Source organism: Tolypothrix sp. FACHB-123 (genome assembly GCF_014697075.1).
Lineage (GTDB): Bacteria > Cyanobacteriota > Cyanobacteriia > Cyanobacteriales > Nostocaceae > Aulosira.
This window is the reverse complement of sequence record NZ_JACJRE010000022.1, coordinates 49,301-73,818: the sequence shown is the minus strand read 5'-3', so window position 1 is coordinate 73,818 and position 24,518 is coordinate 49,301. Positions and strand designations below refer to the sequence as shown.

The window sequence follows — 24,518 nt, the reverse complement described above, 5'->3', positions numbered from 1 at the left end:
TAGCGTATTTGTCCTTGTTTTCTAATAATGGAAACGAGCTTGAAGAAAATAAATTGTATCCTTAGATACTGCGTATACAAGACGGTGTGTACCGTTTATTTCACGCGAGCGTTTTTTGTATCCTTGATAATACTCATGTATTAGAATTTCCGGATTACCTTTACCGACGCGCTCGAAAGGCTTTGTTTGTATTTCACGTATAAGTTCCTGAATGCGGTTATACTTTGCTGGACAGTGCTTCTTCCAATATTTTAGGTCGGCTTTAAATTGCTTTGTGAAGACGTTAGAGTATTCTGTCATACCTGCATAACCTTCTTTCAAACAGGAACTATACGGTGAATTAACTGTTAAATCAGAGTCAGGGATCATTCCTGGTGGATGATGAAAGTTTGTAGCGGCTTCCAGAGGTGGAGCAGCTACATTTGAATATTTTCGTTTAGCCATTTTTTCCTTTGAAATAGCAAAAAGGCACAATATTGTATATGTGCCTTATCTTCTATATTAAAGATGAAATAAAAAAATATGGTAAAAAAATGATTTAATTTACCCAACTAATTTTAATTTTTTGATACTTCCGTCTTCCTTAATGTCCACAATCTCTACTTTTACTATTTGTCCCTCAGAAAGAGATTGTGCTTTTTTAGGTTCCTTCTCAGTTAACTTAATAGTCCCCAAAATTTCATAGGTGACTTTATTCCCATTGATTTTGGTAACCTTCGCTTCAATAACTTGCTCAACTTGAAAATCTTGCGATCGCGCTACTTTCGCAATTTCCGCTTGACGCGCTGACTCTACAGGTAGCGCTTTGGGAGTCGCAATTTCCCCAATTGGGACACCAGCATCTCTGTAATAACGCATCAGACGCGATACCCAACCTAAAATTTGCAGCATCGTATCAGCATCGCTTACGCCTTTGAGATAATCGCTACAAGCTTTCTCAATACTGCGGTAATAATCGGTAGTTTTACCACTGTGTCCAATTTGTCTACCATTACTGACGAGGGTTTTCAGATATTGGAAGAACCGAGAGGTAGCATTTGGCTGGTTTACAGAAGCGCGGAGATAAGCGACAGCTTTACCCAACTCGTTGACATCTGTATTGTCTTTAACTAAAATTTGGGCGATCGCATGAGCAATTTCCCACTGTGCATCTGTGAGAGATTCGGAAGATAACTCAGCTATTGTCATAATTTAATACATTCCCAATGGTGGTTCGCGGTCGGTGGGATAGCGTAAAATTGCAGCCAGTTCTTCTAATTGCGGTTTTTGAATCAAGCGTGAATGTGCTGCTTGAATATTTTTTTGGATAAATTGTTGTAATTTTTCCCCAATCAACTCATCAGATTGGTTGAGATTATAAGATGAATAACGCTGTTTGAGGTTTTGCGGTTGGTGGATTTTATCGATATTAACAGTCATTGTTCCCATCCCTATCGGTTTACCACCGCCAACTTTTAAAGCCATCGGATATTTAGCATCTTGTCCTAAGACAATTAATAAAGTACCTAACTCTTCGGCTGTCAAATTTTTAAAATTTAATTTAGTCGTAAAAATATATTCTCTACCAGCTTGTTGTACAGGAATTCCTAAATTTTGACCTTTATCAATAGCCTTGATAGTATTATCATAAAACTTGCGTCCGGCAACTTTACCGCGAATAAAATATGCCCCACGTTCATCAGGACGAGGACGATATAATGAAGGCATAAACCCTGTAGAAAAGCTGATATTTTCACACTTCGCATCATTAAAATCTAGCAAACCTTGCCAATCTAAAGCACCAAAAACTCTACTCGCTGGACAAAGTTGTTCTTTCTGGCGACAAGGTAAGCGTTCTGGGGGGATTTTATCTCTATATCTATTAGTAATAACTGCTAAAGTACTATTAGTAATCGCCTCATATACAGACCGAATACAACCTTTCAGTGAACTACCTTGAATCGAGAGTTTTTGGTCAATACCCTGTACCATAGTTTTAATGAGGGGAATTTTTTGACCAATATCGCTACCCATAACCACCACCCCAGTAGAGACATGGAGAGGAGTCTGCACTTTTAGGGTAAGATACAAAGTACCGTGCAGGCGATCGCTAAAATATTTATGATGTCCAGCCGGACGCTGTAAATTAGGGCGTTCACTGGGAAAGGAAACAAATTCATAAGGTTTGGGGACAAATTCTGAAGATGAACCCCCATCGCTAGGGCGATTAGGTGGTTGAGGTCTTGATGGACGATTTACTGTCATAATTATGGTTTAATTGTCAAAGCGACAAAGTGAACTGTAGAAGTTTGTTTATCGATAAAATAACGCTGGGCGATATTTGCTGCTTTCTCAGGAAATCCTTTAGGAAAACGAGTTTCAGTAGATCCATATAAATGAGCATTTCTATCTTGAATATCCCAATCTTTACCCACAGGGCTAAAATCAGCATATTCACCAGCAACACTTAAAAGCAGCACTTCATAACTATCTTTACGTTTATACTTCCACCGCAATTCACAATTTTTATTAAACATTTGTCCTTCCAGCATCGGGAAGTCATTTTCTGTGGGTACTTGTTTCCAATTATCGCTAACTTTATGAGTCCATCTCAGGAAGTAGTAACTAGGTTCAATTGCAAATTGTTGAATTAAATCAAGTAATTCTGCAACTGATAAAAGTTTTTCTTTTACACCAACAAAAGCCATCATCTTGATACCCCTAATAAACTACTCCAAGATTTAACAGCACGTTCAAATAAATCTGTAACCGTACCATCTCGCCAAGTAAGTTGCACACCAAAACCTAAATTCATCTCTTGTGCTGCTACAGGAGTATCTTGATAATCGGGTTTAGAAAAACCATATAATTGTGCGTCTTCATCTGCTAAAAATTCTCCCGCACCTAAGAGAAAAGTATGATTCCATTGTTTTTGACTACCCATAGCCTGAATTTGACGTTTATCTTCCGATAAAACACAACCAGGATATTGCACAACTGCTTGATTCAATTTCACCTGTACAGTACCCAAACCGCGAGATTTCGCAAAACCCAAACCAAACCAACCGTCATCTAAATCGCGCAAAACTAAACCAAGTAAACCTAATTGGGATAGAGTAAAGTTTTTGAGGTGAATTTTAGTTTTAAATTCCCCCGCAGTACAAACTTGATAATTAAAAGGCCCTACCGCTACCGAACCAAAAACTCTATCAATTGCAACACCATTCCGTTCTTCAATTTTGAGAGGCTGAGATTTATCTGGATAAGCATCTTCAATTCTCAATCTACTAGCAATAGAAGTATTACCAAATATTTGGTCAGTAAAACTAGATAATTTGTAAATATCTGGTGCTGATTTATTCTCCAGATAAGTGTATTTATCGCTTAACGGATCGTTAGCCCAAGGTAATTTTTTAGAGTTAGGTTTATCTTCACCTACAGTCCTAACAATTCTTTCAGCATGGGCGCGAATTGCTCCTTTTAAACTACTTCCAGGTAAATATATAGAACGCCCACCAGCGTGATATGTTTCCACAAATTCCATATCCGGCTTAGTCGGATCGGCTCCTTCCTTACCCGATTTAATCAGCATCGGCCCGTCAGTAATTAGGGTTAAATCAATAGTACAATGGTTAACAAATCTTTTGTGCATAGCTATATTTAGTTGAGAAAGTTTGTTTAGGCTGCAACTAAATTATTTAGTTGCAATTCACATTGTTGAAATACAAAATTAACAGTAGAAAAAAGTTTATCCAGTTCATAAATAGTATAAGGAGTGATATTTCTAGTAAAAATATCACTTTCTAGTTTCCCAAATTGCCATGTCGCACCATTAGATACAATGCCATAAATTACTATTTGATATTCTCCATTTAGTCTTTGGGCTGCAATCATTTCTGCTAAACATTGCGCCCAACCAGTTTCAAAGTTATCTTGCTTGGCTTCTACTAAAATGAAGTATGGTTTATCAAAGACAACTTTCCCTAATGGCGAACGTTTAGCCAAAATATATTCAGGAAAACCAGATAATTTTTCGTCATAGTTTAGAGAATAATGACTCCACAAAATAAACTTGCTGCTATATAGTTTCCAAACCTGTTTTAAGACTGGAGATATCAAATTTTCACATATAGCAAATTCAGAACAGTTAACTGCACCTTCTCGCATCGTAAATTCTAAATCTTCCCGGAAGTAATCAGGAATATTGAATTGAACTTCACTGACAAAATTAGCTTCGCTATAGGTGACTTGAAATTCTTTGAGAACTTCCTCAATAGTTTTGAAACTGCTGAAAGCCATATTTACCTCCTCAATAATTTGGCGTGACTTCAGTTGTTTGAGTCTTAGCTTGATTTTTTCGTAAATAATGAATCAGCGAATTTGTCCAATCTTGCTTTAAATTGGACTCTTTGACATCTTGATAGCTGGGTAGTTTTTCCGATGAATTACTATTTACCAATTCTTGCAAGTATGTCAGTAATTTTTCTGGGTTGTTGCTGACATCTAACCAGTACATTTTGTCAATATCTAGTTTAACCACACCCAAGCCACGCGATCGCCCTCCACCCAGAGGTATTTGTTCTGTCTCAAACTGATGTAACCCAATCATCAACAGTCCCAGTTCATAATCCTCAGCGTTTTCTACCACCGCTTTAAACTCAAACTGCGTCCCTGCTGGTACAACTTGGAAATCGTAGAGTTTCCCATCTGCTGCGGTTTCCGTGTCTCTATCAATAGCTACCCCGTCTCTTTCTTGGTACTGTCCAAACCAAGTATCAGGGACTACAGTTAAATCTCGGACTTGGAATTTGCTCGCAATCCAAGGTGAACCAAATAGCAGAGATGGTAAGTCAGTATGTTGGAGAATAGCTTCAGTTAAAGCTTGGTCATCATCGTAAGCGTCTTTTAACTGCTTCATTTCCTGGGATGTAATTGACCATTCATCCTCAATAGCTGGATTTGCCACAAGTTGACGATTATTACCTACAATACCTCTGAGGAAACTTTCTAAGCGCGATCGCATTGCACCCTTAAAGCTAGATCCTGGTATTAATGGATTACCCAAACTGTCTTTAATTACAGGTAAATCCGAACCTATGGGTTCACTCGAACGTCCTGCGCTAATGCGTAGTGCTGTTTTTGTGGTGATTGTACCTGTAATTTCTAAGCGATTTTTGAATGTGTCAAACATAGTTTAGGACATTTAAGGATTATTGTTTACTTCAGGTTCTTTGCCATATCGACGAAGATTTAACACACCAGATGCAGCAGTACAACTGACTCTAATACCTTGAGTGACTCGAAAATGAGCAATACTACCTTTATTTTGATAAACTTCATACAATACTCCACCATCACCTTTTAATGGAGCAGTATCACCATTACTTTTAATCAATAGATGAGATACTTTCGCTAAAGTCTCTTGTAATTTTATTCTCTCACTTCTGTCTTTTCTACTTTCATAGTCTCTGGTGAAAGCAGGTTCATATTTAATATGTGGTAATACCAGTAAGTCACCATTAAGGAAGTTATTCTTACTTCTGTTCCATATCAGCCTTCCCCAGTTACTTAATATTGCTTTATCTCCGACAATATATAATAAAGTTTCTGGCACGCCTGTGAGTTGTTTTAAATCAATCCATGCTCCTTGTGACATTAATGCAAATGCTACAGGTTTAATTACCTCTGTATCTATCTTGATAGGTAAACGCGGAATAGTGATAATTTCTGAATTACGTCCTTCAAATATATAAATTATCTTGTCAGCATAGAACATACCAATAGTATTCACAAATCCCTGTATAGCTTTAAAACCTCCTACTAAATTAAACTGAATTTCATAACCGCTATCTTTATAACCAGGAATTATGTCTTCAAACCAGTTTAATAACTCATCAATACCTTGTGTAAAAGCCTCATTGCTACCTAATGTAAAATCTTTGGGAGTATAAATACTAATGTTAAGTCCTTTCTGACTGAGAAATGATTGTAAGAGTTCTGCTGAAACTTGATCTTGAGCAGTATCACTAGCAATTAACCAATGGATATCTTGTTCACTTTGATGGATTTTATTTTCATATAAACCATAAATTCCATTTAGTTCTGCACTAGCATCTCGAATCTCATCAATATTACTACCTAGTTTTTCCTCGGCTCTTTCTTTCAATATCTTAATTATATCTGTCACATCCTCATGGTATTTTTCAATCTCGACAGAACTACAATTAGCTGTATCTCTTAATCTGTCATAATAGTTATCTTCATAGGCTCTATCAATCTGATTAGTGAGTAAACTGGTTCCTACTGTGGAAATAACTAAGCGTCCCATAAATTAATACTCCGATAACTTAATTAATTTATATTTTCTCCTTTGAGCTTGTATGTCAAATAACGTGCGCCATACCCTAAGTAACGGCGAGTTAATTCTAAGAGGATAGAATTAATATCTTCTGATTTGGCTTCTTTAGCTATATCTTTAGCTTTCTCTTTAATTCTGGTATTAATATCTATGATGATTTTTTCAGCTAAAGAATCCTTACCTCTTCCCCATTTATCCTCTCGACCTACTTGATAACGTAAAAAATTTTTAATCACTTCCGTACTTTCAGTAGTATCTGCAACTCTGAGTAAGTTACGAAATTGAGATTCTTCTAGTTTTCCGTAGGATTTGCGATTATCTAAAGCATCTTGAATCCAAGTCACTAAAAAATCTTCCGCTTGGCGGATACCCTTCTGAATTTTAAGTTGTTGTTTTTGTTCAGAAAAATCATTCATTTTGCAATCTCCCTAAATACATTATGAAATTCATTACAAATTTGTATTTTTCCAAAGCCTTCGCAGGTGCGATCGCCTACTCCATATATTTCTAAATTCTCCCAAGCTTTCTCCCATAAATCCTCTGATTTTACACTGAATAAATATACAGAACCTTTATTAGTAATCAATTCCACATCTTTCATTAAACCCCAAGCGGAATTCCAACCGGAACGATAGTCATAGCTGCTATAAGCTGCATGAAGTTCCAAAAAATTATTAATACCTGTCAAATTCTGAAGCATCTTTTCCGAAATTAAAGTAGTGCGTTGCCAGTTTTCAGTTAAGATGGCATCTGCTTGCAGGTCTACGGTAAAATAAATACTATTTTCAGGTGAATCTTGCATGGAAATGCCAAATATATTTTTCCATTCTTCCCAACGTTGGCGTAATTTTTGATTAAATTCTTTAACTCTATTGTTAACACTTGATTTGATTTCACAAGGTAGATTAACTGCAATTTTAACTCTTCCCAAGCCCCGTGAAGCTGCACCACCTAAACGTAAATCTTCTGGATGATTGTTCAGAAAATTGTATAAAGGTTCTGCTAAATCATCTGCAACGAAGATTGTCCCTCTATATATGACTGGTTTTTCTTGATAATCTTGAGATTCATTTAAGACTTCTATACTATAAAGCACCTGTTCTTCAGAAGTCGCTCGGCGGCGATTAATACCTACTCTAGTTAATAAACGGCTAGTTGTCGAATTACGATAATATCTATTCTGCACTTGATAAAAGCCAGTAAAAGCATCGACTCTACCACCATCAACAGGACAATTAGGATCGTAAATATGACCAAAGCTTTCAGCACAGAAACGGTCTATTAATGTATCAAAAACACCATTATGTTTAGGATCGTTAGGTTGTGATTTAAAACCTGGCTTATTTTTGGAACTTAAAGCCGTATTAGGTAATACTCTGACCTCCGATTTAATTTTAAAATCAGCAGGATAGGCATTGTGGAAAATGGCTGGATTTTCACCTAAAAATAGCTCGTGAAAATCGTCGCCATGCGTGATGGATGTATTAGCTCGTTTTAATATTACAGATGCGATCGCCCCACGAATCACAGAACCAGGAATATAAGTTTCCGCCTCACTTATAGAACCCCCAGGCTTTTGTCGTCCAATAGCTAAAGGAGACAGTGCTTTAATTTCTAAATTTATTTGTTTCATTGCTCAAACCCTTTTGCCAAAAAATCCCACGCGGCTTGTTCTAGAGGTAATTTTGGTAATTCCCAATGTAACCATCCCAAACCTGTTGACTTACTAGCACCCAAAGCATGAATATGTTGCAGTCCCGCTAAAATTAATGCTCCTGCATAACTTGGAGCGCCTGATAGATGAATCTGTCCTGTAAATCTTAATTGAGTGTTAGCTGGTGAAGTTTCTAAAAAGTAAAGTTTATTTTCTTCGGCGGTACGTCGGCGGCGGTTAATTGTCACGCCTGGACGCAATACTTCTGGTAAATTATCAGGGTCTTCTGTACAAATTAAATCATCAAAAATAACACGAGAAGCTAAAACCGGATTCCCAAATATTTGACAAATTAAACAATGATAATTTCCCTCATCACTTGAGACTTGATATTCTGGACGCTCAAAATTTCCAATTAATCCTGCTCGTTGAGGACACATAGTTTGAGGATTAGGAGAATCACAAATTGACCAATGTAATCCCCTGGCAATTTTTTCACATTCATGACGTAGCCGACCTTTAATTTGAGAAGCGGGTATAAGTAAATTTCCTTCAGAGTTACGCACAATTGGTTTATCTGCGAGGGAACCTGATGAACCCCCTGCACCAACACATAAAGCTGATTCAATTACAGCTGTAATTTGGTAGGAAGTAATAGGGTTAGATAATTGCTGGAGATAGATCATAATTCAGTTTTGCTAGTCAAAATATTTATTTCATGGATATCACTATCATCATCTGATGCAGCGATGAAATCATATAGGTCAACAACATCTCGCCAAATTGTTTCAAACAAAGGATAATCTGATTTATCATCTTCCAGCGAGCCATCATCATACATCCAAGGTGCTAGATTTCCATTATTTTTTGCATCTTTAGGCTGACACCAAGCTTCTTCAAAGTATTCTTGTAAATTTGGTTTTCCTTGTCTGAGCCGTACACGGAAGTAACGATAATTGAGAATAGCTGTTTGCTTACCTCTTTCTAGTAAACTGCGTATTTGATAAAGTTGTGATTTGGGAAATTTAGCTTCTTTCAAAGCTTTTATAACCTTGATCAAACCTCCTAATTCATGAAAAGTATAGGGAGCAGCATACAATTTTAGCTTTGGTTTTAAATTTTTTAGTAATGCTTGTTTACGAAACTCTTTGATGTCGGAAGAAATCATAGTAACTGATTTCATAGCCAAAAAATCTACTGTTCCGCCACAATATCCAGCTTTTCTTAATTTTTTAGCACGTTCTTTAGCTGATTTAAGTAACTGTTCTGTTAAGTCTCTAGCATAGTAAATAGGTGTATTATATGCGGTAATTAGTACACCAATAGAAGTGCTGAGTTGACATTTAGATATTGTAGCCTCTATAGGTTTATAACGGTGTATTTTTTTTTGTTCTATTGGCTTATTGTCTGACTGAGTTTCATAAGAGCCAATGATAGTCTCACTTCCTGCTATTTCTGTCAAAGGTACTTCCTTGAGGAGAATCCTTTCAAACTGTTCACCAATAGTTTTGGCAATATTTAATGCTTGATTAGCTGGAACAATGAGGATAATATCATCACCACCAATGGTAATAATTTCAAATGGATGAACTATATCACCATTCTGTAAACCTGACTCTGATTCTTCCTCATTAAGATTTTTGAGTTCATGAGGATGAAGGTGATCTGCTAGTGCTTGATAAACTGCATATTCTGTAGCTAATTCTACATCTCTACTAAAAGTCTGATGTTGCTTTGGAGTGCGAATTTTCTGAATGTAACCACCCATATTATTGCCATCAGCATAGATATAGGCTATAAAACCTTTACTAGCATTGGCAATATGGCTAAGGTTTTGAGATATTTCAATGTCTTCAGGTTCAATACCTGTATAGTATTTTTGAGCTAAATTGGGATTATTTGTGAGAAATAACTTAAATTTATCCACCCAGCCTTCAATGATAGGACTTTTCCATGTTAATTGAGAATTTTGATACCATCCGGGGATTCTGGGTTTTCCTTTTTTTGCTTTGTAACCGACTAAATGTTTACGAGCAGAAGCCTCAGAAAAATGAGATTCTTTAGGTAGTTCTGGCGGGTGAACAATTACTAAAGCTGTTCTCCGTTCTCCCTCATCACGTATCAAATAAGGATGAGTTTCAAACATAGGAGGATAACGTCGTTTAGGACGATTAAAATAGTCATGTCCACTGCGACGTTGATGAAATAAAATTGCTAATTTTGTAGTTATTTCATTGAAACTTTTACGGTCAGCAAAAGCCTCTTCAACAGCAACAGCTAAATTAGAGCATCGTTCTGTTTGCGAATTTTTGATATTTTTTGCCAAATTTCCAAAGTAAGCTTGTACTAGCGGTTGCTGATAATTTTGACGATACCAATCTAACCATAATGTATTTTCAATAGGCTCTCGGAGCAAACCAAAGCGAATTTCTAATAGTTTAAATTTATCTCCAACTGCACAAGAATTTGCTGTTAAAGTTTCTTCTGTATAGCGTTTTTCAATCGCATTGGCTAAATCATCAACAAATGCAGCCGGACAAAAAGCCAGAATATTACCGCCTGTAGAATAAATAATTAGTTCTGGGATAAGAACTTCAGATAAATTAATATCTTTGTTGAAGTTTTTATTTAGCCATGCTCTAACTTCATTACATTCAGCATTATAACGATTAGGATTATCTGCAGTGGCATAATTATGATTAAAGAATGCAGGTAAATCAATCAGGTTTATTCTATCTAATAAGGCAGATGCACCGCGAATATCTTGAATTTTTGAAGATTCAAATACATATTGTTTAATCTTCGTTGCACCACCATAGACTAAGCCAATTTGTGTATTCCAATGCTCTGGATACTTCTCAGGTAATGCTTTTAATTTCTCTAGAGAATCAGGAAATTCTTCTAGCTGTAATTTCTGTACCTGCCTCATCAATTCTTGAAATTTTTCTGGTAATTCTTTCCTCTGATTTAACGCTTGACGAGTTTGTGTGACTAATTCATTAGGTTCGCGCTTATCGCCCCAAGCCAAACACCAAGCGATCGCAATTGTTATAGAATTTGTCTTATCCATCTGTGTTGTCATTTGTACATACTCCAGCAATTCTCAACCACACCCCACCAAGAAACGCAAGCATACATCTCATGGGTGAATTTGCTTAAATGCGACTACTCCCCCTGTATCATCACCGTAAATCCCCAAATTTATGCAACAGCAGAGAGTTGAATTGGCTACTCAATCAACCAAGTCTCCTAATTTATACGCGGGATTGTGTGTGATAGAAATCACATATTTACCAATCTTAGGATCGAAAAAACCAACTGCACCGTAAATATGGGCAAGTTTATGTGCTAAAACAAACGCCACAGGTATGGAGATGGGCCCGTTAATTTTTAATAATGAACCTCCCTGCAATTCCCCAGCGTTAGCCATTTCCTCTAGTCGCGCAGCTGCATCTTTGACAATTTCGTCATTTTGGGAGGGTTCGCCAAAATTAACTCGTAAAACTCCATCTTGGAAGTTGATTTTGTAAGTAGTCATGTTGTTTTCCCGGTGATGAGTTGTTTTCATCATACAGGTAGCTGGAAGAAGCTTATTCCGATTTTGGTTGAAGATTTGTCTGTTAACTGCTTACATCCCCTAGTGGGGAATAAAACTATAGCAGCGTGCGATCGCACTTTTTATTTATTGCTAAATAATCCTATCGTCAGATATATTATTTCTCTACAGGTTGCTATAAATTATAAAAGCCTAAATTTATCAATAGCTATCCTCCCTTATCAAATCCTATAATCACCTGCATTTGCAGAGTTTCCCCTCAGTTATAATCAAAATATACTGCTGATTTATTTCCACAAATTAATTGAGATAATTTAGTCTCTTGCAAAAATTTTGTACTCAAAATCACAAATTAATAATATTAGATTGTGAGCAATTTAACCAAAATTTTCAGGTTCCATTTAAGTTTTATAAAGCTGCTAGTTGCGCTACATATCACAAAACAACTTTTTGATAAAAAAACTACTCCTAAATTTTTTATTTTCACTCTTTTGACAACTACTAAAAAAATCCTTAAGCTAATAGATAGGTTTAATTAATCAAAGAGAAAACGGCGATTTTCTTTGGTGAACACTAAGAGCCGTTATCTCAAAAAATCCCCATGAACCAATGAATCAAGACTAAAGTCCTAAACTCACGATTGAACTCCAGCACTCAGTTCCTCTACCACTAACCTAATATTTAAACAACCGGATATCGCCCCAAATATATGTATTTCTATATTCCGGTAATGGTAGAAAAATTGTGGTGAAAGCTCTTGAGTGTCAATCGCGCGAGTTTGTTTGAGGTTAAGCAGATATGCCTAGGAGAATACCGTGTTTGATTATCTAACAAATTTGAATGACCACAATTTACCCTATCCGGATACGCTCCATCCCATCGTGGTTCACTTTGTCATTGCGATGGTGCTATTTGCCTTTTGTTGTGATGTAATTGGTTATTTTACGCGCAACTTTCGCCTATTTGAGGTAAGTTGGTGGAATATGTTCATTGCTACAATTTCCATCTTTGTTGCCATCATTTTTGGTCAATTTGAAGCTGGTTTAGCCCATCCTTATGAAGCAGCTAAATCAGTCCTCAACGTCCATACACTCATTGGCTGGTCACTATCAGGAATTATTGCCGCCATTACCGCTTGGCGCTACGTAATTCGTGCCCGCGACCCTCAGAGATTAACAATTTATTATCTCGGTGCCGGAGCGATTTTAACTGCAATAGTTGGCTTGCAAGTATACCTAGGAGATGAACTGGTTTGGGTATATGGACTGCATACAGTACCAGTTGTTGAAGCACTCAGAGACGGTCTTTTGCCATGAACTCAGAACTAATAAACCAATTAAGCGGGCAACTCGGCCCAAACGGCTTACCTTACAGCATTCCAGTTCATCCCAACTTAGTCCATCTAACTTTAGGTTTATTCATCATTGGGATTACCTTTGATATCGTTGGGGCGCTGTTTCCCTTTCAAAAATGGGTCTTCAAATTTTTCGCCATTTCTGTTGAACGTAACAACCTATTTGATGTTGGCTGGTACAACATGGTAGCTGCATCTACCATTACCTTTTTTACAGTCGCCGCTGGCTTTTACGAAATGTTGCTAGCACAACCACCAGCTGATGTTAAAAGCGCTTGGGGATTACCCGCAATGGATACCATGATTTGGCATGGTGTTGGTGGCGTGTTTTTACTAGCAATTATGATTGGGATGACAGTCTGGAGAGGATACCAGCGCTTTATTACTCGCCGGGATGAAGAGAAACAAGTGCAATGGCGCTATCTCTTCACAGGTGTCGTAGTCATGTTTATCTTGTATCTCCACGGTACTTTAGGCGCACAACTAGCCGCCGAATTTGGTGTCCACAACACAGCAGATAACTTGTTGCGATTAGGCCAAGACCTGAACACAGTGTTTAAGTAGTTAATTGTCATTTGTCATTTGTTCTTTGTCACCAACAATAACCAATGACTAATGACTAATGACTAATGACCAATGTCCAACGCTCAATAGACCATGAAATCCCAAAACACATTCAATATTTTCCCACTGATAGCAGGAGCGATCGCTATTGCCATCATCACTGCTATCAGTTTCTGGATTGGACAGCAGGCTTATACCTGGCTTCCTCCACAAGCTGCGGCTGAATCTGTCCTCATTGATGATTTAATTAGCTTCTTAGTCACCTTAGGTGCATTCATCTTTTTGGGAGTGACTGGTACTCTCATGTATTCGATTCTTTTCCATCGGGCACCCAAGGGTGATTACAGCGACGGCCCGCCAATTGAAGGTAATATTGCCCTAGAAGTAATTTGGACAGGTATCCCCATCCTCTTAGTATTTTGGATTGCTGGGTATAGCTACCAAATTTATGAACAAATGGGTATTCAAGGGCCAATGGCATTGGTACACCTGCATAATCCCGTAGGTATGGAATCAGCCTATGCAGCACCTAAAGATAAAAATGCACCAGTAAAGGCTGTAACCGCACCAGTGGAAAAAATTGACGTAATTGCCAAACAATGGGCATGGGTCTTCCACTATCCAGAAACAGATGTTACCAGTAGCGAATTACATCTGCCAAGCGATCGCCGTATCCGTTTGGCATTAAAATCCGAAGATGTCCTCCACGGCTTCTACATTCCTGCATTTCGCCTCAAGCAAGACATCATTCCCAACCACAACATTGACTTTGAATTTACACCCATTCGCCCAGGTAAGTACCAACTCACCGATTCTCAATACAGCGGTACATACTTTGCAACCATGTACGCAGATGTGGTAGTTGAATCTCCCGAACAATACCACCAATGGCTAGCCCAAGCTGCAACCAACAAACTTGTACCCGCAAAAAATCAAGCAGCTTACGAGTATGCCCAAGCCGCTAGTCAATCAGTTAAAACTGGTTGGGCTACTGTCGCACCTGGGTCAGCCCCACTAGTCAACTATCCTGGTTGAAAGGACAAGAACCGATGACAAATATCTCAATTGAAGGCGTCACCCTTCCTAGTGGAAAGCCTCAACACGAATCCCCAGGTGATTGGAAGCGATACTTTAGCTTTAGTACAGACCATAAAGTTATTGGTATCCAGTACCTTGTAACCGCATTTATCTTCTTTCTCGTGGGCGGTATCTTTGCAATGGTGATTCGCGGCGAATTAATTACCCCCGAATCAGACCTCATCGACCGCACAGTATATAACGGCATGTTCACCATGCACGGCACAGTCATGCTGTTTTTGTGGACATTCCCCTCTCTTGTGGGATTTGCTAACTATTTAGTGCCCTTGATGATTGGCGCGCGAGACATGGCCTTTCCCCGCCTCAATGCCGTTGCCTTTTGGATGGTGCCAGTAGTCGGCATTCTCTTGATGGGTAGTTTTTTTGCTCCTGGCGGCCCCGCCCAAGCAGGTTGGTGGGCTTATCCTCCAGTCAGTCTGCAAAACCCCACAGGTCATTTGATTAACGGTCAAGTCATTTGGTTATTAGCAGTTGCCATATCCGGCGTTTCCTCGATTATGGGGGCAGTTAACTTTGTCACCACAATCGTCAAAATGCGGGCCCCAGGCATGACCTTTTTCCGGATGCCCCTCTTCGTTTGGGCCGTATTAAGCGCCCAAATCATCCAACTTTTTGGTCTACCCGCCTTGACTGCTGGTGCAGTCATGCTCCTACTCGACCTCACTGCTGGTACAGCCTTTTTCGACCCCAGCAAAGGTGGGAACCCAGTTATGTTCCAGCATTACTTCTGGTTCTACTCTCACCCAGCCGTGTATGTGATTATTCTGCCTATCTTTGGTATTTTCTCGGAAATCTTCCCTGTTTATAGCCGTAAACCTTTATTCGGTTATAAAGTAGTTGCTGTTTCCTCACTCTTAATTGCCGTAGTTAGTGCCATTGTTTGGGTACACCATTTATATGTCAGTGGTACACCTGCTTGGATGCGGATGCTATTCATGTTGACGACGATGTTAGTATCCGTACCCACTGGTATCAAAGTCTTTGCTTGGGTAGCAACCATTTGGGGTGGTAAATTGCGACTCACCACACCCATGCTCTTTGCCCTTGGTGGATTAATTTTGTTCGTCTTTGCAGGTATCGTTGGCATTATGCTTTCCTCCGTACCTGTGGATGTCCATGTGAACAACACCTATTTTGTTGTTGGTCACTTCCACTATGTACTCTTTGGTACCGTGACAATGGGCTTGTATGCAGCCTTTTACCACTGGTTCCCCAAAATGACCGGTCGGATGTATTACGAAAGCTGGGGTAAATTGCACTTCTGGTTAACATTCATCGGTGTGAACCTCAACTTTTTACCCATGCACCCCTTAGGATTGCAAGGGATGTTACGCCGGGTTTCCTCCTATGCCCCAGAATATGAATTCTGGAACATCATCGCTAGCCTTGGTTCCTTCCTCTTAGGTATGTCTACTTTGCCCTTCATCTTCAACATGATAGTTTCTTGGATGCATGGCCCGAAAGCACTCAGCAATCCCTGGCGGGCAATTGGATTGGAATGGTTAGTTTCTTCACCACCCCCAGTAGAAAACTTTGAAGAAATTCCCATCGTCATTAGTGAACCTTACGGCTACGGTAAGTCTGAACCCTTGACTCTTCAGTCTCATCAACAGCCTCATTCATAAGTAATGCAATAGGGGCTAGAGACTAGAGGCTAGGGACTAGGTAAGAGAAATTTGTATGTTTGCTTGTGAGTTTCATGAGGAGCTAGAGGGCTAGAGGAGTAATATTTTCATTCTGATTTTTGGTATTTTCGCGCTCATAACCGGAAATCAACCTAATTAACCTAATTAACCAGAATCAAGAAATACTCTGTTTCCTAGCCCCTAGGGCGTGTCTTCAAAGTATCGAATGCAATTACATAAGGCTGACAACGGGACAATGGGACGCGGCGACGCGGTGAAAATTTGTTCAAAAAGCTCTAAAGTACCGCGTCTCCCCCTCCTCCCCTGATTCAAGAAATGAGTTTGAAAACACGCCCTAGCCCCTAGACCCTAGACCCTAGCCCCTAGCGCCTAGCCCCTAAATCCCGTAGTCTGCAAGGTCAAGGAGAACTTAACCAATGGATAGTTATATTACTTCTGAGGACTTGCATCACCCAGCTGGTGAGCATACTCACGACGAAGAAGGCAATAAGATGTTTGGCTTTATTGTCTTCTTAATCTCAGAAAGCGTCATTTTCTTGAGTTTTTTCGCTGGTTATATAGTTTACAAAATCACAACGCCTAACTGGTTACCAGCTGGGGTTTCTGGTCTAGAAATCAAAGACCCAGCAATCAACACAATCATTCTGGTTTCTAGTAGCTTTGTGATTTACCTAGCAGAACGTGCCCTGCAACGCCACGATTTATTAAAATTTCGTCTGTTTCTCGCAGCCACGATGGCTATGGGTAGCTACTTTTTGCTAGGACAGGCGATTGAATGGCACGGACTCGCCTTTGGCTTCACATCCGGGACGTTTGGTGGAATGTTCTATCTACTTACAGGCTTCCACGGTTTGCACGTATTCACTGGTATTTTATTGCAGCTAATCATTTTGATTCGCTCTTTTCTTCCTGGTAATTACGACAATGGCCACTTTGGTGTAAATGCAACTTCACTGTTTTGGCACTTTGTTGATGTTATCTGGATTGTTTTGTTCATTTTGATTTATATCTGGCAATAAGCTTTACCTACAACACAAATCTTTCCTAAAGCCACTCCTCTCAATGCTTTTAAGCTAAATACGAGGGTGGTTTTTACCTTTTCTTAATCAAAAGATAAGCTTTATATAACTTTATCGAGATGCTTTTATTTTTTAAAGTAAACAAACATTCTCTATGTTTTTTTGATAAAGATAACCAGATAATCCTTGTTTTTGTATTGCTTACTAAACGTGGCATCTAAAAAATAATGTATAAAAGTAAGAGTTGCTCTACCGAAATATCACTTTGATTTGTTTCGGTAATCTGGTCTAGTTCATTTCGTGGAATCGATATTTTATAAGCAGTAATTTTCTGTCTGATGGCGATTACTGCAACGAAATGCAATCTGTATTTTTTGCCCAAATGTTATCAGAGTGCTGATTTCTGTTGTCAACAATTACCATTTTGGAGAAATTAAATTATGTTGAAACCCGCTGTATTCCTGCAAGCTTTGGGTGCAGGTATCATAGTCATGTTCACTGCTGCCTCAGCTAATGCAGCTACTATCACCTTAACAGGCACAATTCGCGACTTTAACGATACCCATGAAGATTTTGAATATAAAATTAAGACTGATAAAGGTATTGTGCAATCTACTCTAGGTGGTGACGGTAAGCCAGTGTATGCTGGAAATCCATTTACTCCAACTACTACTGGTAAAGATAACTTTGACCAATGGTATCGAGATGTTCCAGGTGTGAATCTCAGCAAACAGTATAGTATTACGTTAGACGATACTGGTAATCCTCCTGGTATTTACTCGTATACTAACAACAATTTCTTCCCCATTGATGGTGAGCTATTGGGTAATCAGGGACGTAAGCACAACTATCACTTTACTTACGAAATTGCTTCTAAGTTTACTTATCAACCTGGACAAATCTTTAAATTTAGTGGAGATGACGATCTGTGGGTTTTCATTAATAAGAAATTAGCCATAGATCTTGGTGGCGTTCACCAAACACAGACAGGAATTGTGAATCTTGATGATCTAGGTCTGACTGCTGGGAAAACTTATGATTTCAACCTCTTCTTTGCAGAACGACACACAAATAAATCTAATTTCTCAATTACTACTTCGATCGCGCTAGAACCGCCATCGGTTCCTGAGCCTCTAACCATTGGTAGTACTGTAGTTGCAGCTGGTTTGGGTTTGTGGATGAAGCGCAAGCAAAAAACTGCGCACCTAGCATAGTTGCGTAGTTGTTCTCACTTTCGTCAATTATTTTAATTTAATGCCCTTGTGTTCTCCCCAAGGGCATTAAATTTCTTTGCTTCAAGATAGTTTTTGTGCCTGAATTACCTGTAAACTGCCACCTGCATACAACTTGGGTGTAGGGACTGTAAACCCTATTTCTGCTAATAAGCTAGGTAAATCAGTTTTTAATAGTTGCCAAGCTGTCTCTGTTTCAAACAACAACAAAAATAGTGATAACCCAGGCCAAAATAGAGGATTAGTAGGAGGATGAAAATCTACTAAGGTAAATATACCCCCTGGTTTGAGTACTCGATAAACTTCGCTAAGAATATTACGCAATTGTTCGCTTTCCATCTCATGTAGCGCCACACTTGTATGCACTACATCAAAGTCACCATCTGTAAAGGGCATATTTTCTGCAAAAGCTTCTACATAAACTGCACTAGGTACATTTTGCTGGGCCCGATTTAAAGATAAGGGAGAGGCATCTAATCCTGTTACATTTTGTGAATATTTCACTAAAAATTGCGTTGCTTGACCGCTGCCACAACATAAATCTACAATCTGTGTCTGTGAGTTGATTGTTAAACCTTGCAAAGCTAGTTGGCGAAACCGAGTTTCACCGCCTACACTTAACGCCGCTAAACGAGAAATGCCATCATAGAACCATTGATAGCGGTAACTCCAGTCCCTTAAAATTGTTGCCATGACATCATTGCGTCCTGTTAACCTTTATATTTAATAAAGATATATTGTTAACATTAGTAAAAAAACTGAAAAGGTTAGGGGAAAATAACTGCTATGGGTCGTGTAGGCGTCTTATTACTCAATCTCGGTGGGCCAGATAAGCTAGAAGATGTTGGGCCATTTTTGTTTAACCTGTTTTCCGATCCGGAAATTATTCGCCTACCATTTCGTTGGCTGCAAAAACCCCTAGCTTGGTTCATTGCTTCACGACGGACAAAGACATCGCAAGAAAACTACAAGCATATCGGGGGTGGTTCGCCACTGCGCCGGATTACAGAAGCGCAAGGCGAAGCGCTCAAAGAACAACTGAAAGATTTGGGGCAAGAAGCTAATATCTATGTGGGAATGCGTTATTGGCATCCCTATACCGAAGAAGCGATCGCACTTTTAAGTCAAGATAAAATTGAAAAGTTGGTAATTTTACCTCTGTATCCCCAATTTTCCATTAGTACTAGTGGTTCTAGCTTCCGACTATTAGAAAGACTTTGGCAAGAAAATCCCAAACTTCAGCCTGCTGAATACACTGTCATTCCTTCTTGGTATAAACAAAGTAGTTATCTCCAAGCAATGGCAGAACTCATTGCTCAAGAACTCGATCAATTTCCTAATCCTGATGAAGTTCACATCTTCTTCAGCGCGCATGGTGTACCAAAAAGCTATGTTGAAGAAGCTGGCGATCCTTACCAGCAAGAAATTGAGGAATGTACAGTTCTGATTATGCGTACCCTCAATCGTCCTAATGCCCATACTTTAGCTTATCAAAGTCGTGTCGGCCCGGTAGAGTGGTTGCAGCCATACACAGAAGATGCGTTGAAAGAGTTAGGAGCCAAAGGCGTTCAGGATATAGTTGTCGTACCTATCAGTTTTGTCTCAGAACATATTGAGACACTCCAGGAAATTGACATTGAGTATCGGGAAATTGCCGAAGAAGCTGGAATTCACAACTTCCGCCGCGCACCTGCTCCTAATACCCATCCAGTATTTATTAGAGCACTGGCAGATTTGGTGATTGATTCCTTGAACCAACCCAGCCTCAAGCTGTCCCAAGTCACTCAAATGAAGAAAAAGGTGAAAATGTATCCCCAAGAGCGTTGGGAATGGGGTATCACCACCAGCGCCGAAGTCTGGAATGGCCGGATTGCAATGCTCGGATTTATTGCCTTAATTATCGAGCTAGTTACCGGGCGCGGACTACTGCACATGATTGGACTTTTGTAACTCTTAAGCACAGTCAACGTAACAACGGAACAGTGTGTTGTGGAATAAGTCGAGTCATATACAATCCTTGAGGTGCAAACCTACAATGACTCGCAACCAAATCTTAGGGAAAGTACTCACAGTATGGACTCTTACCTTAGTCACTACTGCTGTTTGCGGTTGCACTGCATTGACTGCTAAATTTCAGGACTCAGTTAGCCAATCTTCCCAAAATAGTCAACCGCTCCGCAAGCTCTCAACAGAATCAGATTCAGGTTATTCTGTTGCTTATTCTCCAGAAGTATCGAAAGCAAACAATGCTGTTGCTTCTACTCTTCTGGCCAGTGCTGGTACTAAAACCGTTAAACTTTGGCATCCCAGCACTGGAAAACTTATCCGTACCATTAGCGGACAGGCTTGGGCTGTTAACTTTAGCCCAGATGGTAAAATTCTGGCTAGTGGTGGTCAGAATGGAAATCTAAATTTATGGAATGTTGACACAGGAGAACTAATCCGTACCCTTCAGCATTCCCAACCAGTAATTGATATAGTATTTAGCTCCGATGGGCAGACACTAGCTAGTGGTCTTGACCAAGGCGCTAACATGAGGTTGTGGAATTGGCGCACCGGAAAAATCATTCCTATCCCTGATGATTCTCATGCTGCCACAAAGGGATTTGATAACTTCAAATCTGTACCCATCGTTTTTAGCCCAGATAGTCAGACTTTATTTGCGAGAAATGCTTCAGCTAACGCTATTCAGTTGTGGAATATTAATACTGGTAAATTTCTTCGCAGTTTCGATGCCCAATCATTAATTAACGATGTCGCCATCAGTGCAGATGGAAAAATTTTAGCTATTGGCATTCGTGACAAGGCTATTAAGCTATGGAATGTTAATACTGGCAAACTCATCAATACTTTAACTGGTCATACAGGTGAAGTGAGAGCGGTTGCTTTCAGTCCAGATGGAAAAACTCTCGCTAGTGGTAGCCAAGATGGAAGTATCAAGCTATGGAATGTTAGTACTGGCAAACTGATGAGTACGTTCATGGCGCAAAAAGAACAAGTTTGGTCTGTTGCTTTCAATCCAGATGGCAAAACTCTTGCTAGTGGGAGTCAAGATGGCATCATCAAGATTTGGCAGGTATTACCATAGTCTTTAGCCTATCTTGTGAAATTCTCCAGATTTCAGTTAAAAGGTGAATCTAAAATTATTTCCTAGCTTTTTGACTGCCGATGGCGATATTGCCAATACCAGTCATACCATTGTTTAGCACTGTGAATTGCGAACCAAAGGAGGATAAAAGTAATTAATCCTCCTGGCCAAGGGGCATGAAAAGCAAATATGATTAAAACAACACACAAAAAATCTTGCAGAAATGTTGCCCACAAAGGTAAACCACGCAAGCGATAAAACCAGCCAACTTGCACGAGTTGCAATACCAATGCCAACAAACCACCAATCAAAGCAATTAGCCAATGGGGTGATATAGCTGTTGAAGCAGCGGCTAAACCCAGAATTGCTCCGACAATCGGGGACAATAGCAATTCAAATATTTGTAGTACTCTTTGCCCCAAGCGTCTTTTGGAAGCTACCAGTTCGACCAAAGACCAGATACTAAACAAGCCTAGCAACACTGGTGGCGAAATATAAGACAAAATTGGGACTTTTGACCACAGTTGAACTCCGTGCAACAATCCCATAATTAGTAGGGGTAAACCTATTCTGATGCCTGCTGCCGCAGAAGCAGAAAGTGCGGCTAGGATTTCAATCATCACGGCACTGGAAGCCTTATTCAATAGGCTTTTAAGGAAATTAATCGACTTGGCAGATGCGATTGGGTAAGTATGTCAGCTATATAATATTTTACAACAAAAAATTTTGTTTGTGGGTAGGAGGGGGAAGGGGACAAGGGGACAAGGAGGACAAGTTAGTGACTCTTGCCCAATGCCCAATGCCCCATACCCCATACCCCATACCCCATTCCTAAATCCCTAGTCGTTGATAAACTTGTTCTAAATGCCGCAGATGTTGTTGAGGGTCAAAACATAACTCAATTTCTGCTGAGGTTAACTTTTCGGTGACGCGGGGGTCTTTAGTAATTAAGTCGTGGAAGTTTCCTTCTGGTTTATTCCAGGCGGCGTGGGCATTTGATTGCACGATCGCATAAGCTTCTTCCCGGTTAACTCCCTTTTCTACTAAGGCTAGTAGCACTTTCTGGCTAAATACTACCCCGCCATAGCAGTTGAGGTTACGTTGCATGTTTTCTGGGTATACCAGTAGGTTGGTTACCAAGTCAGTAATTTCATGCAGCATAAAATGAGTCAAAATGCAAGCATCTGGCAGAACTACCCGTTCTACAGAACTGTGGGAAATATCTCTTTCGTGCCATAGTGCTACATCTTCTAAAGCTGCACCTGCATGGCTTCTGACTAAGCGCGCCATTCCTGTTAGCCGTTCAGAACGGATGGGATTGCGCTTGTGGGGCATAGCTGAGGAACCTTTTTGCCCTTTAGCGAAGAATTCTTCCACTTCCAGAACGTCGGTTTTTTGCAGGTTACGAATTTCCACTGCAAACCGTTCGATAGATGCGGCGACTAAGGCTAATTGCTGTACATAGTCGGCGTGAATATCGCGGGAGATCACTTGTGTAGAGGCGGTATCTGGTTTGAGTCCGAGTTTTTGACAAGCGATCGCTTCTACACGGGGTTCAATATTTGCATAGGTTCCCACTGCGCCAGAAATCTTGCCTACAGCAATTGTTTTACGCAGAGTCTGTAACCGTTCTTGGTGGCGCAATACCTCGGCTAACCACCCAGCTAGTTTAAAACCAAAGGTGATGGGTTCTGCGTGAATACCGTGAGAACGACCAATCATCACTGTATAACGGTGTTCTTTGGCTTTATTGCGAATAGCTTGAATTAAATCTTCTAGACGTTGCAGCAACACATCTAAACTGGCTACCAATTGCAATGCTAAAGCTGTATCTAGCACATCCGAACTTGTTAAGCCCAGGTGAATATAACGTCCAGCATCACCAACATATTCATTGACATTTGTTAAAAAAGCAATCACATCGTGGCGGACTTCAGCCTCAATTTCTAACACCCGCTTAGGATCAAAATTCGCCTTGGCTTTAATTTCTGCAACCGCCTCAGCGGGAATGTAACCCAACTCAGCTTGTGCCTCACAAACAGCAATTTCTACTTGTAACCAAGTTTCTAGCTTATAGGCTTCACTCCAAAGATTACCCATTTCGGGCAAGGTATAACGATCAATCACAATCCGCCACAGAATACAACCGTCATATTTTACATTTTTATTAGGACAGATCGCTTTTTGATTTACTTTCTTCTGGAGGCATCAAGTTAGTTTTGCTGTCGGAGGTGATGACACTAATGCTACCGTCAGCTTCCATAAATGCTAACTTCACATCTTCCAGATATTCGATACTTTGCTGGCGTAACTTACTCATCAACTCTTCTTCTGTAATTAATTCCCGTTCTAGATGTCGGTGAATCATTCGGCCATTTTTTACCAACAGCAAAGGTGGGGGATTAAGCAAGCGCTGAAACTGCGGAAGTTTGTAACCTAACCAGTTAAGCAAATAGCTCCAAAAAATCACAGTTCCTACCAGAATACCCCCTTCAGTAATCGATGTATAATTACTGGCCATTGCGTTTTGAGCAGCTTCAGCAAACAACACAACTACAAGTAAATCGGTAATTCCTAGAGTTCCCATTTGTCGGTTAGGTAGCCAGCGCAGTACTGAGAACAACGCTAGGTAGACTAGAGAACCGCGAATTACCAATTCCAGCACGCTGATACTAGGTACAAAAATTGCGTGCCAATTAATCACCAACCATTTGTCCATTAGTATAAAATCCCTCTATTTTCCAAGCAGCAATTATATGTATAGGATTTATATTACTTGTATTTAATTTCTGACATTATCTGTAGGGTGTTCCCTTAACGATAAAACTGTGCATAGTAATCAATGCTACAAATATTCCAGTCAACCAAGTGGCTATTTTTATCTGCATTAGCGAACAGACAATTTAATCCTAAAAATAGTAAATTCACTGATGAATGTGAATTTTTGATAGGGAATTTTGTCCTTAAACA

At 39.6% G+C, this 24,518-nt stretch carries 25 protein-coding genes; 8 read left to right on the top strand and 17 right to left on the bottom strand.

Going from position 1 to position 24,518, the window contains the following annotated elements; genetic code table 11:
• Positions 1-21 precede the first annotated feature (21 nt).
• The 13 genes from H6G41_RS16300 to H6G41_RS16240 form a co-directional block, all read right to left on the bottom strand.
• The gene (locus H6G41_RS16300; protein WP_190747229.1) at positions 22-444 is read right to left on the bottom strand and encodes a Txe/YoeB family addiction module toxin; all 423 of its coding nucleotides are present in this window, start codon (positions 442-444) and stop codon (positions 22-24) included.
• A gap of 99 nt (positions 445-543) precedes the next feature.
• Positions 544-1,188 (bottom strand): hypothetical protein, encoded by a 645-nt coding sequence (locus H6G41_RS16295; RefSeq protein ID WP_190747228.1) that lies wholly within the window; start codon positions 1,186-1,188, stop codon positions 544-546.
• 3 nt (positions 1,189-1,191) lie between these two features.
• Positions 1,192-2,244: an RAMP superfamily CRISPR-associated protein gene (locus tag H6G41_RS16290; RefSeq protein WP_190747227.1), complete on the bottom strand. Its 1,053-nt coding sequence runs from the start codon at positions 2,242-2,244 to the stop codon at positions 1,192-1,194.
• A 2-nt stretch (positions 2,245-2,246) separates the two neighbouring features.
• Positions 2,247-2,690 carry a hypothetical protein gene (locus H6G41_RS16285; protein WP_190747226.1) on the bottom strand — a complete coding sequence of 148 codons (444 nt, stop codon included), beginning with the start codon at positions 2,688-2,690 and terminating at the stop codon, positions 2,247-2,249.
• The gene (locus H6G41_RS16280; protein WP_190747225.1) at positions 2,687-3,631 is read right to left on the bottom strand and encodes an RAMP superfamily CRISPR-associated protein; all 945 of its coding nucleotides are present in this window, start codon (positions 3,629-3,631) and stop codon (positions 2,687-2,689) included. Before H6G41_RS16280 ends, H6G41_RS16285 begins: the two co-directional genes overlap by 4 nt.
• 26 nt (positions 3,632-3,657) lie before the next feature.
• On the bottom strand, positions 3,658-4,278 hold the full coding sequence (locus H6G41_RS16275; RefSeq protein ID WP_190747224.1) for a hypothetical protein: 621 nt from the start codon (positions 4,276-4,278) through the stop codon (positions 3,658-3,660).
• A gap of 10 nt (positions 4,279-4,288) precedes the next feature.
• Positions 4,289-5,170: a CRISPR-associated RAMP protein Csx7 gene (csx7, locus tag H6G41_RS16270; RefSeq protein WP_190747223.1), complete on the bottom strand. Its 882-nt coding sequence runs from the start codon at positions 5,168-5,170 to the stop codon at positions 4,289-4,291.
• Positions 5,171-5,182: 12 nt separating this feature from the next.
• On the bottom strand, positions 5,183-6,307 hold the full coding sequence (locus H6G41_RS16265; RefSeq protein ID WP_190747222.1) for a CRISPR-associated protein: 1,125 nt from the start codon (positions 6,305-6,307) through the stop codon (positions 5,183-5,185).
• Positions 6,308-6,330: 23 nt separating this feature from the next.
• Positions 6,331-6,753, bottom strand: coding sequence for a hypothetical protein (locus H6G41_RS16260; protein WP_190747221.1), 423 nt, complete (start codon positions 6,751-6,753; stop codon positions 6,331-6,333).
• The gene (gene csx10 / locus H6G41_RS16255; protein WP_190747220.1) at positions 6,750-7,970 is read right to left on the bottom strand and encodes a CRISPR-associated RAMP protein Csx10; all 1,221 of its coding nucleotides are present in this window, start codon (positions 7,968-7,970) and stop codon (positions 6,750-6,752) included. The genes H6G41_RS16260 and csx10 overlap by 4 nt, the downstream gene beginning before the upstream one ends.
• Positions 7,967-8,677 (bottom strand): RAMP superfamily CRISPR-associated protein, encoded by a 711-nt coding sequence (locus H6G41_RS16250; RefSeq protein WP_190747219.1) that lies wholly within the window; start codon positions 8,675-8,677, stop codon positions 7,967-7,969. The genes csx10 and H6G41_RS16250 overlap by 4 nt, the downstream gene beginning before the upstream one ends.
• Complete coding sequence (cas10, locus tag H6G41_RS16245) at positions 8,674-11,073, bottom strand: type III-B CRISPR-associated protein Cas10/Cmr2 (protein ID WP_242037949.1); 2,400 nt, start codon at positions 11,071-11,073, stop codon at positions 8,674-8,676. The genes H6G41_RS16250 and cas10 overlap by 4 nt, the downstream gene beginning before the upstream one ends.
• Positions 11,074-11,223: 150 nt before the next feature.
• A complete protein-coding gene (locus H6G41_RS16240) occupies positions 11,224-11,529 on the bottom strand; it encodes a CRISPR-associated protein Csx3 (RefSeq protein ID WP_190747218.1) in 306 nt (101 codons plus the stop codon).
• An 833-nt stretch (positions 11,530-12,362) separates the two neighbouring features.
• On the opposite strand from H6G41_RS16240, the gene H6G41_RS16235 reads away from it, so the two are divergent.
• The 6 genes from H6G41_RS16235 (at position 12,363) to H6G41_RS16210 (ending at position 18,442) form a co-directional block, all read left to right on the top strand.
• Entirely contained in the window at positions 12,363-12,863 is a 501-nt protein-coding gene (locus H6G41_RS16235; protein WP_096642010.1) for a DUF2231 domain-containing protein, read from the top strand.
• Positions 12,860-13,465, top strand: coding sequence for a DUF2231 domain-containing protein (locus H6G41_RS16230; RefSeq protein WP_190747217.1), 606 nt, complete (start codon positions 12,860-12,862; stop codon positions 13,463-13,465). Before H6G41_RS16235 ends, H6G41_RS16230 begins: the two co-directional genes overlap by 4 nt.
• A gap of 93 nt (positions 13,466-13,558) precedes the next feature.
• Positions 13,559-14,500: a cytochrome c oxidase subunit II gene (locus tag H6G41_RS16225; RefSeq protein ID WP_190747216.1), complete on the top strand. Its 942-nt coding sequence runs from the start codon at positions 13,559-13,561 to the stop codon at positions 14,498-14,500.
• A 14-nt stretch (positions 14,501-14,514) separates the two neighbouring features.
• Entirely contained in the window at positions 14,515-16,188 is a 1,674-nt protein-coding gene (gene ctaD, locus H6G41_RS16220; protein WP_190747215.1) for a cytochrome c oxidase subunit I, read from the top strand.
• Between the two features lie 437 nt (positions 16,189-16,625).
• A complete protein-coding gene (locus tag H6G41_RS16215) occupies positions 16,626-17,228 on the top strand; it encodes a heme-copper oxidase subunit III (protein ID WP_190747214.1) in 603 nt (200 codons plus the stop codon).
• A 440-nt stretch (positions 17,229-17,668) separates the two neighbouring features.
• A complete protein-coding gene (locus H6G41_RS16210) occupies positions 17,669-18,442 on the top strand; it encodes a PEP-CTERM sorting domain-containing protein (RefSeq protein ID WP_190747213.1) in 774 nt (257 codons plus the stop codon).
• An 81-nt stretch (positions 18,443-18,523) separates the two neighbouring features.
• Here H6G41_RS16210 and H6G41_RS16205 read toward each other — a convergent pair whose 3' ends face one another.
• A complete protein-coding gene (locus tag H6G41_RS16205; RefSeq protein WP_190747212.1) occupies positions 18,524-19,153 on the bottom strand; it encodes a methyltransferase domain-containing protein in 630 nt (209 codons plus the stop codon).
• Positions 19,154-19,246: 93 nt separating this feature from the next.
• Between H6G41_RS16205 and hemH the strand changes: the two genes are divergently transcribed.
• Both hemH and H6G41_RS16195 read left to right on the top strand, forming a co-directional pair.
• Positions 19,247-20,410, top strand: a complete 1,164-nt coding sequence (gene hemH, locus H6G41_RS16200; RefSeq protein ID WP_190747211.1) for a ferrochelatase — start codon at positions 19,247-19,249, stop codon at positions 20,408-20,410.
• An 85-nt stretch (positions 20,411-20,495) separates the two neighbouring features.
• Entirely contained in the window at positions 20,496-21,548 is a 1,053-nt protein-coding gene (locus H6G41_RS16195; protein WP_190747210.1) for a WD40 repeat domain-containing protein, read from the top strand.
• 62 nt (positions 21,549-21,610) lie between these two features.
• Here the strand turns inward: H6G41_RS16195 and H6G41_RS16190 are convergent, their stop codons facing one another.
• From H6G41_RS16190 to H6G41_RS16180, 3 genes are all read right to left on the bottom strand, one after another.
• Complete coding sequence (locus H6G41_RS16190) at positions 21,611-22,168, bottom strand: DUF4126 domain-containing protein (protein ID WP_190747268.1); 558 nt, start codon at positions 22,166-22,168, stop codon at positions 21,611-21,613.
• A gap of 211 nt (positions 22,169-22,379) precedes the next feature.
• Positions 22,380-23,675 carry an adenylosuccinate lyase gene (gene purB, locus H6G41_RS16185; protein WP_190747209.1) on the bottom strand — a complete coding sequence of 432 codons (1,296 nt, stop codon included), beginning with the start codon at positions 23,673-23,675 and terminating at the stop codon, positions 22,380-22,382.
• Positions 23,676-23,715: 40 nt separating this feature from the next.
• A complete protein-coding gene (locus H6G41_RS16180; RefSeq protein WP_190747208.1) occupies positions 23,716-24,267 on the bottom strand; it encodes a DUF421 domain-containing protein in 552 nt (183 codons plus the stop codon).
• Positions 24,268-24,518: the final 251 nt, after the last annotated feature.

Coding starts and splice junctions, on each gene's coding strand:
- H6G41_RS16300 (WP_190747229.1), bottom strand. CDS start 444: ATGGCTAAACGAAAATATTCAAATGTAGCTGCTCCACCTCTGGAAGCC.
- H6G41_RS16295 (WP_190747228.1), bottom strand. CDS start 1,188: ATGACAATAGCTGAGTTATCTTCCGAATCTCTCACAGATGCACAGTGG.
- H6G41_RS16290 (WP_190747227.1), bottom strand. CDS start 2,244: ATGACAGTAAATCGTCCATCAAGACCTCAACCACCTAATCGCCCTAGC.
- H6G41_RS16285 (WP_190747226.1), bottom strand. CDS start 2,690: ATGATGGCTTTTGTTGGTGTAAAAGAAAAACTTTTATCAGTTGCAGAA.
- H6G41_RS16280 (WP_190747225.1), bottom strand. CDS start 3,631: ATGCACAAAAGATTTGTTAACCATTGTACTATTGATTTAACCCTAATT.
- H6G41_RS16275 (WP_190747224.1), bottom strand. CDS start 4,278: ATGGCTTTCAGCAGTTTCAAAACTATTGAGGAAGTTCTCAAAGAATTT.
- csx7 (WP_190747223.1), bottom strand. CDS start 5,170: ATGTTTGACACATTCAAAAATCGCTTAGAAATTACAGGTACAATCACC.
- H6G41_RS16265 (WP_190747222.1), bottom strand. CDS start 6,307: ATGGGACGCTTAGTTATTTCCACAGTAGGAACCAGTTTACTCACTAAT.
- H6G41_RS16260 (WP_190747221.1), bottom strand. CDS start 6,753: ATGAATGATTTTTCTGAACAAAAACAACAACTTAAAATTCAGAAGGGT.
- csx10 (WP_190747220.1), bottom strand. CDS start 7,970: ATGAAACAAATAAATTTAGAAATTAAAGCACTGTCTCCTTTAGCTATT.
- H6G41_RS16250 (WP_190747219.1), bottom strand. CDS start 8,677: ATGATCTATCTCCAGCAATTATCTAACCCTATTACTTCCTACCAAATT.
- cas10 (WP_242037949.1), bottom strand. CDS start 11,073: ATGACAACACAGATGGATAAGACAAATTCTATAACAATTGCGATCGCT.
- H6G41_RS16240 (WP_190747218.1), bottom strand. CDS start 11,529: ATGACTACTTACAAAATCAACTTCCAAGATGGAGTTTTACGAGTTAAT.
- H6G41_RS16230 (WP_190747217.1), top strand. CDS start 12,860: ATGAACTCAGAACTAATAAACCAATTAAGCGGGCAACTCGGCCCAAAC.
- H6G41_RS16225 (WP_190747216.1), top strand. CDS start 13,559: ATGAAATCCCAAAACACATTCAATATTTTCCCACTGATAGCAGGAGCG.
- ctaD (WP_190747215.1), top strand. CDS start 14,515: ATGACAAATATCTCAATTGAAGGCGTCACCCTTCCTAGTGGAAAGCCT.
- H6G41_RS16215 (WP_190747214.1), top strand. CDS start 16,626: ATGGATAGTTATATTACTTCTGAGGACTTGCATCACCCAGCTGGTGAG.
- H6G41_RS16210 (WP_190747213.1), top strand. CDS start 17,669: ATGTTGAAACCCGCTGTATTCCTGCAAGCTTTGGGTGCAGGTATCATA.
- H6G41_RS16205 (WP_190747212.1), bottom strand. CDS start 19,153: ATGGCAACAATTTTAAGGGACTGGAGTTACCGCTATCAATGGTTCTAT.
- hemH (WP_190747211.1), top strand. CDS start 19,247: ATGGGTCGTGTAGGCGTCTTATTACTCAATCTCGGTGGGCCAGATAAG.
- H6G41_RS16195 (WP_190747210.1), top strand. CDS start 20,496: ATGACTCGCAACCAAATCTTAGGGAAAGTACTCACAGTATGGACTCTT.
- H6G41_RS16190 (WP_190747268.1), bottom strand. CDS start 22,168: ATGATTGAAATCCTAGCCGCACTTTCTGCTTCTGCGGCAGCAGGCATC.
- H6G41_RS16180 (WP_190747208.1), bottom strand. CDS start 24,267: ATGGACAAATGGTTGGTGATTAATTGGCACGCAATTTTTGTACCTAGT.